At 47.8% G+C, this 13,826-nt stretch carries 11 protein-coding genes; 6 read left to right on the top strand and 5 right to left on the bottom strand.

The features are described from left to right. Positions 1-7 precede the first annotated feature (7 nt). The 4 genes from Q366_RS06995 to Q366_RS06980 all read right to left on the bottom strand — a co-directional run bounded on the left by Q366_RS06995 (position 8) and on the right by Q366_RS06980 (position 4,641). On the bottom strand, positions 8-1,228 hold the full coding sequence (locus tag Q366_RS06995) for a type III PLP-dependent enzyme domain-containing protein (protein WP_035237585.1): 1,221 nt from the start codon (positions 1,226-1,228) through the stop codon (positions 8-10). Next, complete coding sequence (locus Q366_RS06990; RefSeq protein WP_035237584.1) at positions 1,225-1,701, bottom strand: SET domain-containing protein-lysine N-methyltransferase; 477 nt, start codon at positions 1,699-1,701, stop codon at positions 1,225-1,227. Before Q366_RS06990 ends, Q366_RS06995 begins: the two co-directional genes overlap by 4 nt. Before the next feature lie 635 nt (positions 1,702-2,336). After that, complete coding sequence (locus Q366_RS06985) at positions 2,337-3,254, bottom strand: DHH family phosphoesterase (protein WP_035237583.1); 918 nt, start codon at positions 3,252-3,254, stop codon at positions 2,337-2,339. Positions 3,255-3,306: 52 nt separating this feature from the next. Further along, complete coding sequence (locus tag Q366_RS06980; protein WP_035237582.1) at positions 3,307-4,641, bottom strand: UDP-glucose dehydrogenase family protein; 1,335 nt, start codon at positions 4,639-4,641, stop codon at positions 3,307-3,309. 290 nt (positions 4,642-4,931) lie between these two features. Here Q366_RS06980 and elbB point away from each other — a divergent pair, with 290 nt between their 5' ends. The 4 genes from elbB to Q366_RS06960 all read left to right on the top strand — a co-directional run bounded on the left by elbB (position 4,932) and on the right by Q366_RS06960 (position 9,037). After that, a complete protein-coding gene (elbB, locus tag Q366_RS06975) occupies positions 4,932-5,588 on the top strand; it encodes an isoprenoid biosynthesis glyoxalase ElbB (RefSeq protein ID WP_035237581.1) in 657 nt (218 codons plus the stop codon). A gap of 61 nt (positions 5,589-5,649) precedes the next feature. Next, on the top strand, positions 5,650-8,256 hold the full coding sequence (pepN, locus tag Q366_RS06970; RefSeq protein WP_035237580.1) for an aminopeptidase N: 2,607 nt from the start codon (positions 5,650-5,652) through the stop codon (positions 8,254-8,256). Positions 8,257-8,496: 240 nt separating this feature from the next. Continuing rightward, entirely contained in the window at positions 8,497-8,772 is a 276-nt protein-coding gene (locus tag Q366_RS06965; protein WP_035237579.1) for a BrnT family toxin, read from the top strand. Further along, positions 8,735-9,037 carry a BrnA antitoxin family protein gene (locus tag Q366_RS06960; protein ID WP_035237578.1) on the top strand — a complete coding sequence of 101 codons (303 nt, stop codon included), beginning with the start codon at positions 8,735-8,737 and terminating at the stop codon, positions 9,035-9,037. The genes Q366_RS06965 and Q366_RS06960 overlap by 38 nt, the downstream gene beginning before the upstream one ends. A 138-nt stretch (positions 9,038-9,175) precedes the next feature. Here Q366_RS06960 and Q366_RS06955 read toward each other — a convergent pair whose 3' ends face one another. Then, complete coding sequence (locus Q366_RS06955; protein ID WP_035237577.1) at positions 9,176-10,180, bottom strand: NAD-dependent epimerase; 1,005 nt, start codon at positions 10,178-10,180, stop codon at positions 9,176-9,178. 331 nt (positions 10,181-10,511) lie between these two features. Between Q366_RS06955 and Q366_RS06950 the strand changes: the two genes are divergently transcribed. Together Q366_RS06950 and Q366_RS06945 are read left to right on the top strand one after the other, a co-directional pair. Then, a complete protein-coding gene (locus tag Q366_RS06950) occupies positions 10,512-11,957 on the top strand; it encodes a TolC family protein (protein ID WP_035237575.1) in 1,446 nt (481 codons plus the stop codon). Further along, complete coding sequence (locus Q366_RS06945; protein WP_035237573.1) at positions 11,942-13,825, top strand: PAS domain S-box protein; 1,884 nt, start codon at positions 11,942-11,944, stop codon at positions 13,823-13,825. The genes Q366_RS06950 and Q366_RS06945 overlap by 16 nt, the downstream gene beginning before the upstream one ends. Position 13,826: the final 1 nt, after the last annotated feature.

The raw sequence follows: 13,826 nt of genomic DNA, 5'->3' as shown, positions 1-13,826 counted from the left end.
TCGCCTTTTATACCAGTAAATTTTCCGATACCTGTCCCCGCATACAATGATCGGACATCATGGATGAGGCATATCCACCGGCATTGATAAAAACAAGCGGATCTTTCTCTTTAATCTGATCCGGCATGGAAAAATTGTTTTTCCATACATCCAGGGCCTCGTTGATATTGCCTACAATCGTCACAGGTTTCATTTTGTCCGTTTTTTGCGTCAGTACAACAGGCTCGCAGGGCAGCCCATAAAACGCCGGTTCAATGGCCAGGTTAAATCCACCGTTCACACTGACAAAATCAGTGTTGCGCTTTTTCTCGACAGTGTTCACCTCTAAAACCAGAATGCCACTGTCTTTGGCAATATAATCCCCGGGTTCAACACAGACAGTGATGCCTTTGCCGCCGAAATGGGAATTGATAACCGATGCCCAGGCATCCAGATCCAATTGCGCGTCATCCATATCATGGGGAACACCCAGGCCCCCGCCAAGATTAACGAAAGCCAGATCTTTCACCTGATCTAAAAACCAGTGTGTTGCATGTAAGATCTCATTGAACAAGGATAACTGATTGTTCAAATATCCGCATCCGGTATGGAAATGAATGGTATCCACGATAAAATTGTTTTTTTCAGCAAGCTGTAATGCATCGTCAAACTGTTCCTTGTAAATGCCGAACTTGGTGGTTTTATCGCCGCTGTATTTCAGGGTTTCATTATCTTTATAGCCAATCCCCATGGCCGGGTTGACACGGATGCCGATTTTCCGGTGGGAACAGAACCTGGCCAATCGCCGGATCGTGCTCAAGGAGTCGCAGTTTAAAGCCACATCCGGATTGTCGGCCAACAGCTTGAGTTCATCATCTGTCATGGCGTGGGCTGTATATGAAATGTCATTGCAATTGAAACCGCAGGAAAAAGCATGTAACAATTCGCAGGGAGAACAGACATCCACGCCGCATTTTGCCCCGTTTTTAATGTATGTCAGCACAGGGGCAAACCGGTTGGCTTTTATGGCATAAAAAATTTTATGGGCGCCCGGTTGGTCTAACGCATGATCTAATGCCTTATGCAGCCGACCGATATTTTGCAACATCCGCCTTCCATTGTAAAAGAAAGCCGGCGTGCCGGTTGTGCGGATTAAATCAGTCACTGGTTTTCCGGCAAAGAACAACACCCCGTCCTGGTAACACAAATCCTGTCTTTCCCACCACAAACGCTTGTTTTGTGGCTTCATCCACACTTCCTTTCCAGCTCGAGAAGGTATTGCCGGCCTGCTTCATTGATCGATTCTTTTCGGCCGGTCACCCACTTGCGGCAGTTGATCGCACCACATGAACAGGGAAACTGTTTAAATAATTTGTCCTCTGTCTGGGCATAATCCATTGTCAGGGCCTCACCTTTCTGAATATCCTGCAATGCCCATATTTCAAGCGTATTCATATCCAGGGAGACAAGCGGATCACACGAGTGCAGCAAAAGCCCTGTAAAGTGTGGGTCATAAAGATGGAGAAAGGGGCTGATCTGAAGGGTGTGCTGAAGAATATACGGCACGGTGATCCCGGCCATCCTTGCCACCATCTCCCCTTTTTTAAAATTTCGTTTTACATAAATGCCGCAGCCTTTTGTTTCACAATGGTTAACCGTAAAATCTTTGTTGCGCGGATAATTTCTGCCCGCTTCAAGCTCATATTCATTGGGGTAAATCATAAACGCCTCTCTTTTAAATTATTAATATAGGAACAACCGCCAACGACACGGCATAAACACACATGTTGTGTTGTACGTTCTTTATACTCCCTTTTTAATTTCTTCCTTGAACTGGTATATCAACTCAACACCGGTGCAGTTGGATTATGAACCACACGATTTGAAATACGAAATCAATAACTATGCGAACTATGCGATATTCATGCCAGAAAGTCATTTTAATATTTAATCAACTGATTTTATAATTCAATAAATTTTTTTTATGAAACTGTTATGATTCTGTCTAAAAAAGATAATGTGTGCATTGCCATATGACATCTCACAAATGTATGTTTTTTACACAGTTTGCCATGAATGGTGCCGTTAATTGTAAAATATCAACACATACGCTTTTTGTTTTTATAGATATTACAAAAGAATGTTTTGTAAAAAAACAATATAATATTAAGTAGTTAAGGAAAAATAAACATCAAACGAACGACACAAATGCAAATTTTACATTGTATATTTTTTATACATTTTCATTTTAGAATAAACGGCTGTAACTGGCGGTTGAAATTACATGATGTGAAAAATTTAAGGCCCTGCCTGAAATCAGGCCGGGCCCTAAGGGTCTTGCTATAAGTGTGATCAGCTTACCTCATATTCAGTTCTTCAAAAATTTCCTTGATAATATCGTCTGCCCTATCAATGGGCACCTGGCAGGTTCCCACACGCCTGTGGCCGCCGCCGCCATGTTTAAGCATCAAAGATCCCACATCGGCTGTGGCGGTGTTGTTGAGAATGCTGTAACCACAGGTGATGACAATATTCTGGCGCTGGAAGCCCCACATAATCTGCATGGAGATATTTGCCTCGGGAAACAGGCTGTATAAAAGGAACCGGTTGCCTGTGTAGATTTCATCCTGTTCCCGTAAGTCAAGGACCACGACATTGCCTTTCATGCGGCTTTTGTCAAGGAGCATCTTACGGAATAGTTTGTCCTGTTCAAAATACCGCACGGTACGTTCCTTGATATCCGGAAGCCCAAGGATCTCCTGAGCCGTCTTGGTGCGGCAGTAATCAATCATATCCATCATCAAAGCGTAGTTGCTGATGCGATAATCCTTGTAACGCCCGAGGCCGGTGCGGGGATCCATGATAAAAGACAAAAGGACCCAGCCCTCGGGATTGAGAATTTCCTCTTTTGTAAACTGGGCAGAATCTGCTTTATCAACGGCATGAATCAGGTCATCAAGGTGCTTGTTCTTAAAATTTTCCAGCCCGCCATAGTACTCGTAAACAACCCGGGCGGCACTTGGTGCCAAAGGATCGCACTCCCCTTCAAAGTTGCCGAATGCCTTGCGTTCCTGTTCGCTTGTGTGGTGATCAAACCAGATACCGCAACCGGGCACGAAAGGAATGTTTGACAGAATATCGTCGCAAGTTACTTCAATTTTACCGTCCTGAATATCTTTGGGATGGACAAATTTAATGTCATCAATAATTCCTTTTTCTTTGAGAATGGCTGCACAGCCAAGGCCGTCAAAGTCGGATCGGGTCACCAGTCGCATGAATATCTCCTTTTGCTGTGAATTTTTATTAAGATAAGGCTATTTGATGGCACTATCCCAGTTCCCGTCCTATACCGTGATACTCAAACCCGGCTTCTTTTATTTCGCCAGGATCATACTGGTTTCTGCCGTCAAAGATTATCGGTTCTTTCATCAGAGATGCCATTTTTTTAAAATCCGGCTGCCTGAAAGCCTTCCACTCTGTAACCAGAATACAGGCATCTGCACTGTCCAGGGCCGAATACTGGTCTTGGGCAAAACTGATCTTTTCCTGCTCCTGGGCCGGAATCTCCTTTCTGGCCTGGTTCATGGCCACAGGGTCATATACATTAATCCGGGCGCCTGCGTCCACAAGGGTTTTAATCAATACCCGGGAAGACGCTTCGCGCATATCATCGGTGCCGGGCTTAAAGGCCAGGCCCCAGATGCCGAATGTCCTGCCGGTCAAATCCTGTCCGAACCTGCGGATCACCTTGTCTCCAAGCACCTGTTTCTGCAGGTTGTTCCTTGCCTCCACCGATTCCAGAAGAGAAGGCGCGAAACCTGCATCCTTACCGGTTTTCACAAGGGCCTTGACATCCTTGGGAAAACACGACCCGCCGTATCCGCAACCGGGATAGATAAATGAATACCCGATGCGGGAGTCTGAACCAATCCCCTTGCGCACGTTCTCCACATCCACGCCCAACCGCTCGCACATATTGGATATCTCATTCATGAATGAAATCTTTGTGGCCAGCATGGCGTTGGCCGCATATTTTGTCATTTCAGCATCTTTGACATTCATGAATAACATTTTGTCCCGGTTTCTTGAAAAAGGCGCATACAGCCTGCGCATCAACTTTGCAGCCCGGTCGGAATCCGCGCCCACAATAATCCGGTCCGGCTTGAGAAAATCAATAACAGCCGCCCCTTCTTTAAGAAATTCGGGATTTGATACCACATCGAATTCAATGGCTGCGCCCCGGGCTTCAAGTGCTTTGCTGATCTGCGCCTTGACCTTGTCAGCTGTTCCCACGGGCACCGTAGATTTATCCACAATCACGGCGTAATCTTCAATAACGGAACCGATCTGCCGGGCCACTTCCATCACATAGCGCAGATCAGCAGAGCCGTCCGGCCCCGGCGGGGTGCCCACGGCAATGAAAAACACATTGCAATCCTTTGCGGCCTGGGCCAGGCTGGTGGTGAATTCAAGGGTACCTTCTTTAAAATTGTTAAGGACTATGGATTCAAGGCCTGGTTCGTAAATGGGAAGAATCCCTTTTTTCAAATTATCTATTTTTTCCCGGTCAATGTCCACACACGTCACATGACTTCCCATTTCAGAAAAACATGCACCCGTGACAAGGCCCACATATCCGGTTCCGATAATCGTTAATTTCATTTAGTTCGTGCTACCTTTCATTTATTGCCAAGCCGAAGCTAATCGTTTGCGGCCCTGGACAAGCTGATTAACTCAATAATCCGTATGTTATCCCATTAGAAAAGTTCATAACCTCTTCATAAATTGCTTGTCAACTCAATTTCTTTCTGATAGGGAAAATCAGAAGTGATATTTTCGGCGTTATGTAGAAAATAACTACATAATACTTGTTCGCATTTGTTTCCGGATGACATCGTAATTTTTAACAGAATTAATCAAAAAGACTACAATTTAAATTGGGGGGATATGTTATGAGCAAAAAAGTAGGCGTATTATTAGCAGGGTGTGGCGTATACGATGGTTCTGAAGTTCATGAAGCTGTATTAACAATGCTGTTTTTGGATCAAGCCAATGCAGAAATTATTTGTATGGCACCGAACATGGAACAATATCATGTAATTGACCATTTATCCGGGACAGAAACTTCCGAGAAAAGAAATGTACTGGTAGAATCTGCACGGATTGCCCGGGGGGAGATTAAGGACTTAAAAGATGTTCAGGCAAGCGATATGGATGCCATCATCATACCCGGTGGTTTTGGTGCAGCCAAAAATTTAAGTGATTTTGCGATTAATAATATCCAGGCCCAGGTTCACCCGGAGGTTCAGCGGATAATAACTGACATGATTAACAGCCAAAAGCCTGTTGGTGCCATTTGTATTGCGCCGGCGACATTGACCAAGGCAATTGCGGATAAACATCCTGAAGTCACCATTGGAAATGACCAGGAAACCGCAGATTTGATCGAAAAAATGGGCGGCAAACATGTGACATGCGCTGTTGATCAGATACATATAGACCGGGATAAAAAAATTGTGTCAACGCCGGCATATATGCTTGGACCCAATATTAAAGATGTCGCAATCGGAATTGAAAAATTAGTAACTGAGGTATTGGCCCTGATATAACCAGTATATTAACAGGCCTTAATTGACAAGGCTGCGGGCCGGTTGTATTTTAATTGTCATTATGAATGAACACAAAAAAATATATTTAAAAGACTACCGGCCCTTTGAATTCATTGTCGACCATGTTGACCTGATCTTTGACATCCGGGATGACCACACCCGGGTGATATCCAAACTTAAAATGAGAAAAGATCCGGCCAGGGCAGATGAAACAACGCCTCTGGTATTGAACAAGGGAATTTTTGACATTGTTTCCGTGGTTGCCGGTGACATGGTGCTTTTGCCCGGTGAATACCAAAGCGATGATGAAACATTTACCCTTGCAGCCACCCCGGATGTTTTTGAGCTTGAAATCACAAACATTCTTAAACCGGATGAAAATACCGCGTTAGAAGGATTATACCGTTCGGGCAGCATTTTATGCACCCAGTGTGAGGCCCAGGGATTCCGCAATATCACGCCCTACCCTGACCGGCCCGACGTGATGGCGCCTTTTTCCTGCACCATTGTGGCGGACAAAACCCGGTATCCTGTGCTGTTATCCAACGGCAACCCTGTAAAATCCGGTGACCTTGACAACAACCGCCACTTTGTTGTCTGGGAAGATCCTTTTAAAAAGCCCTGCTATCTCTTTGCCCTGGTGGCAGGAGATCTTGCCGTATTAGAGGACCAGTTCACAACCGCATCAGGCAGGCATGTGACCTTAAACATCTATTCTGAAAAAGAGAATATCGCCCTTTGCAGCCATGCCATGACCTCCCTGAAACAGGCCATGGCATGGGATGAAAACCGGTTTGGCCGGGAATATGATCTGGACCTGTACCAGATCGTGGCCATCAATGATTTTAATGCCGGGGCCATGGAAAATAAAGGGCTGAACATATTTAACGCCAAATATGTGCTGGCAGACCCGCAAACAGCTACGGACGATGATTTCATGGGCATCCAGGGCGTTATTGCCCACGAATACTTCCACAACTGGACCGGCAACCGGATCACCCTGAAAAACTGGTTCCAGCTCAGCCTCAAGGAAGGACTCACCGTTTTCCGGGACCAGGAATTTTCATCGGACATGAATTCACGCCCGGTAAAGCGCATCAGTGATGTAAAAAACCTTATGGCGGCACAGTTTCCCGAAGACAGCGGCCCCATGACCCACCCGGTACGGCCGGACTCATATATCAAAATGGATAACTTTTACACCATGACCGTGTATGAAAAAGGTGCAGAAGTGATCCGCATGATCTATCAGCTTCTAGGACAGGACCTGTTCAGAAAGGGTATGGATCTGTATTTTGAAAAATTTGACGGCATGGCCGTCACCCTTGAGGATTTTGTTGATGTCATGGAAAAGGTATCCGGCCGCAGCCTGGACCAGTTTTTCCTGTGGTACACCCAGTCCGGTACACCGGAAGTATCCATGACCCGTCAATATGATGAAACTACCGGCACCCTGTCCTTGACCTTTACCCAGGCCACATCCCCGGACAGGAATCAATCCGAGAAAAAACCCTTTCACATCCCCGTTCGGATCTCTTTGATCAACAGGACCGGGGAAACGGTCAAACAAGACCTTCTGTATGAGCTGACAAAGGAAATCCACACCTTTAGATTTGAAAATATATCCGCTGACATCTACCCTTCCGTATTCAGGGAATTTACTGCACCCGTCCGTCTGACCACGGATTTTTCAGATCAGGACCTTGCCTTTCTCATGGCCCGGGATACCGATCCCTTTAACCAGTGGCGTGCGGCCCAGACCCTGTTCATCAATGAGATAAAAAATCTGGTGACTGCCGTCCGGACCGGCGGCCCCATGACGGTATCAGCCGGGCTTGTACAGGCCTTTTCTCTGGCCCTGGAAGACAAGGAAAAAGACAGGGCGTTTCTTTCCAAGACCCTTGCCCTGCCCCTGGAAACGGAAATAAAGGATCATTTTGAAATCATTGATGTTGAGGCCATTCACCAGGCAAGGACCTTTTTGAAACAAACCCTGGCGGAAAAACTGGCATCACAATTTAAAACCGTATATGACATCTGCCGGTCCGCCCCCCCCGCTGATATTTCAGGTGCGGCCATGGCGGACAGGAGCCTTAAAAACCTTTGCCTTTCCTATCTTGGCTGCCTGTCTGATAAAGATATCCAGGATCTTGTGCAAAAACAGTTTGAAAGCGCCGGCAACATGACAGATGAATTTGCCGCCTTCAAAATCCTGAGCCACAAAAATCCTGAAATGCGTGAGAAGGCATGTCACGCTTTTTATGACAAATGGAAGGCCCGGACCCTGGTTATCGATAAATGGTTTTCTGTCCAGGCCCAGTCCAGTCTTAATGACACCTTGGACCAGGTAAAAAAACTGACAGTACATAAAGATTTTACCATGGCCAACCCCAACAAGGTCCGGGCGCTCATATTCGCCTTTGCCATGAATAATCCCATGAATTTTCACAGGGCTGACGGCCAGGGCTATGCATTTGTGGCTGAACGGATTCTGGCGTTGGATAAAATCAACCACCAGACAGCCGCACGGCTTTGCGCATGCTTCAATTTATGGAAACGTTATGATCAGAGCAGGCAAGTTATGATGAAAAAGCAACTTGAAACCATGGCGGGACAAAAAGAGTTATCCAGGAATCTATATGAAATCGTATCCCGGGCGTTAGAGTAATCCGGCGGTCTTAAAAAAGTAGCCCCGCAGTCAAAACTACGGGGCTACCCTTTCAGGATCGAGAGAGACAACAAAAGCAGCTCAGGCAAAAGCAAAATATCAAGAAAGTTTTTACAGCAGTAAGTCAGAGATCCCCGGCTCAGGTAAACCAAGCATTCAGAATATTTCGGGCGTTGTGGAATTATGCAGTGACTGAATAAGGGATTTGTATATGCATAAATATATGTATATAATTAAATCATGAAAATCATTTGGGACGAAAATAAACGGCAAAGCAACATAGCTAAACACGCTGGCCTTGATTTCGCCCAAGCCCACATAGTTTTTGCCGGGGCCACCTTCACCTTTGAAGACACCCGAATGGATTATGGTGAACAACGGTTTGTAACCATCGGTTTATTGGACAGCGTTGTGGTGATCGTCCATACTGAAAACACCGATGAAATAAGAATTATATCCATGAGAAAGGCGACCCAAAATGAACAAAAACTCTATTTTTCAAACCTCTATGGATGAATACCCGGAAGTTACCCAGGCTGATTTTGACAGGGCTGTTTTTCGTCAGGGTTTTAAGCCTGTTGAGAAAAAGCAGCGGATTACCATTATGCTGGATGCTGGGGTAATTGGTTATTTCAAATCAAAAGCCGGGAAAAAGGGATACCAGACCCTTATCAATGAGAGTTTGAAAAAGATTATTGCTGAAGATCAAACGGATCAACCGAGCCTTGAGAGTATGTTACGGAAGGTTATCCGGGAAGAGTTAGGTAAAACACCTGTATGATTAGCCCCCCCCCCAGACTGGCAGACCCATGACTGTATCAGCAGGGCTTGTACAGGCCTTTTCCCTGAATCTATATGAAATCGTAATCCGGCGGTCTTAAGAAAAGTAGCCCCGCAGTCAAAACTACGGGGCACCCTTTCAGGCATAGTATTCCTTATACCAGTCCACAAAATTCTGTATCCCCTGTTTTACAGACGTTTCAGGCTTAAACCCGGTGGCGGCAACAAGATCATCAACATCAGCCCAGGTGGCGGGCACATCGCCTGCCTGCATAGGCTGATAGTCAATTTTTGCTTTTTTGCCCAAGGCCTCTTCAATGGCATGGACAAAATCCATCAACGGCACAGGTTCGTTATTACCTATATTGTAAATCCTGTACGGCACACAGGAGCTTGAAGGAAGCGGACTTTTGCCGCTCCATGCAGGATCAGGCCCAGGGATATTGTTTATCACCCGCACAACCCCTTCCACAATATCATCAATATAGGTAAAATCCCGTTGCATCTCTCCATTGTTAAACACCTTTATGGGCTCGTCAGCTAAAATGGCTTTGGTGAAAAGAAACAATGCCATGTCAGGTCTGCCCCAAGGCCCGTATACCGTAAAAAACCGCAACCCTGTTACCGGCAGATGATACAGGTAGCTGTAAGAATGGGCCATGAGCTCATTGGCTTTTTTGGAAGCCGCATACAGGCTGACCGGGTGATCCACATTATGGCGGACCGAAAAAGGCATGTGGGTATTCAAGCCATACACCGAGCTTGAGGACGCAAACACAAGATGCTTGACCCCGCCATGGCGGCAGCCTTCAAGAATATTGCCAAACCCCACTAGATTGGATTCCACATAGGAGGCCGGATTTTCAAGGCTGTACCGCACCCCTGCCTGGGCCGCCAGGTTCACCACGCAGTCAAAGGCATTTTCCTCGAATAGTTTGACCATGTTGGGCCGGTCCGCTATGTCCAAAAAAATAAATTTGAAATCCGGATACCCGGACAAACGTGCCAGCCGGTCTTTTTTCAGGTTCACATCATAATAATCATTAAGATTATCAATTCCCCATACACGGTGACCGTCATTCAACAACCGTAAAGAAAGCGATGCCCCTATAAACCCGGCAGCACCGGTGATTAATATGTTCATGTTCAATCCTTTAAAATAAAGATATGGGATCAGGAAAACTGAACTTTGCGTTTTTCCATATTCTGCGCCCGGTTACCCCGGATCAAAGTTCCAAGCCAATTCACTTGCACAGGCTATGTGTTGTATCATGATAAAACATAGATGACAAATCCAGGCCGTATGACTTTTAAACCTTCGATAGTTTTCTTGACACAAAGCGTATTACTATCTTAATTAAAGGACTTTACTGAGAAGTATATAGGGAGTCCATAAAAATAACTGGGGGTTGGGAACAAGGACTTAAGACTTACAGATGCTAGGAAAAAGAAACTTTTTCAAAGGAATCCGTGTCATGATTAGGTTGGGGCTGCGGGGGTGGCTGGGCCAACGAATTTCGTGCTTGCTGCTCTCGGGGATTCTGGTCCTTTTTTTTTGCCCGGCCCAGGGTATGGCAGGCGGGAAACCAAATAAAACCGAAGCAGATGCCATGGAGATGAATATCGCCGAGGCCATTGCCGTGGCCCTCCGGTCCAACCGGGACGTGAAGCGTGCCTATATCACCCGGGTTCTGGATAAATTCAGCCTCAGGGTGGCTGAAGCCGAGTTTGATCCTGATTTCAATCTGACCTCAGGTCCTTCCGCCTCGGGGAGCAGAACCAGAACCGAGGGAGAACAGGGAAGTGCCGACAGCATTTCTTACAGCCATAGTTCAGGTATTCATATGGACAAAAACTTTGAATACGGCGGAAACATGCGCTTTTCCTGGAACCGGACAGACAACCTGGGCAACACCAGCGGCGGCAAGGAGACCTACAGCGGGTCCAATACCTGGACGGCAAGCTTTACCCAGCCCCTGCTCAAGGGATTCGGCAAAGAAGTGGCAACTTATTCGCTGGTTTCAGCAAGGCTGGCAGAGCAGGAAAATTTTCTGGCCCTGAGAGATAATATCGCCGCTGTGGTGAATTCCACGATTTCAGCGTTTAGATCCTATGCCCAGGCTATCAGGCAGGTGGAGATCTCTAAGGCATCTGTGGCGCGTTCCAGGGCCAACCTTGAGACCAATAAACTGTTGATTGCCATGGGGCGTCTGGCAGCCAATGAACTGATCCAGAACGAATCTGACCTGGCCAACCAGGAACTCTCCTATGAAAATACCTTGAACAGCCTGGACAGTTACCGGATCGCCCTGCTCAAGGTCCTGAACCTGGACCGGGACACCCGGATAAAAGTGATTGAAGAGACGGATTTTTCCCCTGTCCATCCGGATATGGAAACCTGCCTTGAAATTGCGTTCCGGAACCGCCTGGATTACCTCAGTGCCAGGCATGACGTCCGGCTGGCAGAGATCGGCCTGGCCGTGGCCGAGAACAATATGCAATGGCAGCTGGATTTTACCGGGGATTACACCTTCACCGATACCAACAACCGGGATGCGGCCAATACCGACGACGGCACCTGGTCAGCCGGGCTTGCCTTGAACGTCCCCATCCACGGCACGTCAAGGCTCAGTCTTGAACAGGCCCTGCTCTCGGCCAGAGCCACCCTGACCAGGGCCAGGCTATCCCTGGCAGATACGGAGCGGGATATCCGGCTGGATCTCAAGGATGCGGTCCGGGAGGTGGAGACGCGCCTGAAACAGGTGGGCATGGCAGTCCGGGCCAGGGAGTTGTCCGAACAGCAGCTGGCCAAAGTGGACTATCTTAATGCCTTAACCAGCCTGGACAACTTTCTGGCCACCACCACAGACACCTGGAAAGTGGATTACAATAAGGAAAATGATCAATGGCCGGGAAAATAATCTTTTACCAGCGCATTATCGAAAGTATGAACGAGGGGGTCATGGCCCTCAGCCCCAAGGGCACAGTCACCATGTTCAACGACCTGGCCGGGGATATCCTGGGACTGAGTCCTGAAGAGGTCAGGGACAAGCCCTTTGGCCAGGTCTTCATGATGGAGATGGAGGAAAACGACCAGTTCTGCCAGGTCATCCTGGATGCGGTTTACGACACGGCGGTGGGCCGGACCGAAACCACAGCCTTTAAGCGGCCCGACGGACAGGAGCGGATTCTTTCGCTGTCCACCTCCTATCTCCGGCCGGAAAAAGAGGGGGAAAGCGAAAGCGCCGGCGTGGTGGTGGTGATCAATGATATCACGGAAATCACCCAAAGCCGGGAAAAGGAGAAAGAACTTAACCTCAAGCTCAGGGACGCTTTTATTGACGCGGAAGAGACCAATAAGAAACTCAAGTCGGCCCTGAAAAAGGTTCAGGTGATCCGGCTTTTTGTTACCCTGGCCGTGGTTTTGGGATTTGGCGGCATGGGATATTACCTCTGGCAGCAGAACCTTATGCCCACGGCCTATTTTTCAGGGGAAAAAACAGGGCCCGGAACTGTGGATCAGGTCATGAACAGGGTTCCGGTAAGGGTGCAGCCCCTGAACGCCTCCATATCCCTGTCAGGCCATGTGGCCCCGCTGGAGGAGATAAATGTGGTGGCCCCCTATGACGGGAAGATAAAGCAACGGTTTTTTGTTTATGACCAGAAGGTGGAAAAAGGGGCCAGACTCTTTTCCATGGATACCGCCCAGCTGGAGAAATCCTTCAGGGATGCAAAATCCGCCTATATCAAGGCCATGCAGAACTTTCGGCAGCTCCAGCAATGGGACAGGAGCTCAGAGGTCTCTTCATCCAGGCGCTCTTTTACCAAGGCCAAGAACAGCCTGGATGCGGCCCAACGTAAATTGGAGGAGAGCCGGCTGCTCTTTGAAAAGGGAATCATTTCAAGATCGGAATTTGAATCGGCCGAGTCTGATTACGAAAATCAGCAAATGGATCTCACTGCTGCCAGGGAGTCTCTGGACGCGGTCATGGAAAAGGCCAGTCCCGAGAACAAGAACATTTCCAGAATGGAGCTGGCCAATGCCAGGACCAGTCTGGATGAAGTCGAACAAAAATTAAAAAACACCGTGGTTTACGCACCAGTGTCCGGTATCATCATCATGCCCACAGGCGGGAATGACGGCGGTATGGAGGGCGGCAGCGGAAAAAAACGGGTGGAGGCCGGTGTTTCAGTTAACCAGGGAGATATTCTGGTCAGCATCGGGAACCTGGACGGCCTGTCGGTCAAAGCCCGGGTGGACGAGATCGATATCGGGAAAATTGATTTCGGCATGAAGGTCAATGTGACCGGAGATGCCTTTTCAGATATCCCCATGACCGGCCGGGTGCGGCAGATTTCATCCAATGCCGTGTCCCAGGGAATGGAAGGCCCCATGTTTGATGTGGGCATCGCCATTGACCGCCTGACCGGGGACCAGAAAAAAAGAATCCGCCTGGGCATGTCCGCCAATCTTTCCATCATTGTCTATGAAAATCCCAAAGCCCTGATGGTGCCCCTGGACGGGGTAATGATCCGGAAAAATGAAAAGTTCGTTCAGGTGATCCGGCAGGGAAGTCAAATCCCTGAAAAGGTGCAGGTTACCACCGGCATGACCACCCTGGATTCAGTGGAGATCCTGAGCGGACTGGAACCGGGAGATCAGATCGTGCTTGGAGGGCCCAGCCTTCCTGAATCTGTGATGCCTGCTGATGAAGGCCGTAAGAACTCTTCATCGGGCCATAGTCCCGGCCCCGCCGGCGGCGGCAGTGGTCCGCCGCCTGTCATGTGAG

It is taken from the genome of Desulfobacter vibrioformis DSM 8776, assembly GCF_000745975.1.
GTDB lineage: Bacteria > Desulfobacterota > Desulfobacteria > Desulfobacterales > Desulfobacteraceae > Desulfobacter > Desulfobacter vibrioformis.
This window is presented reverse-complemented; position numbering and strand designations above follow the sequence as displayed.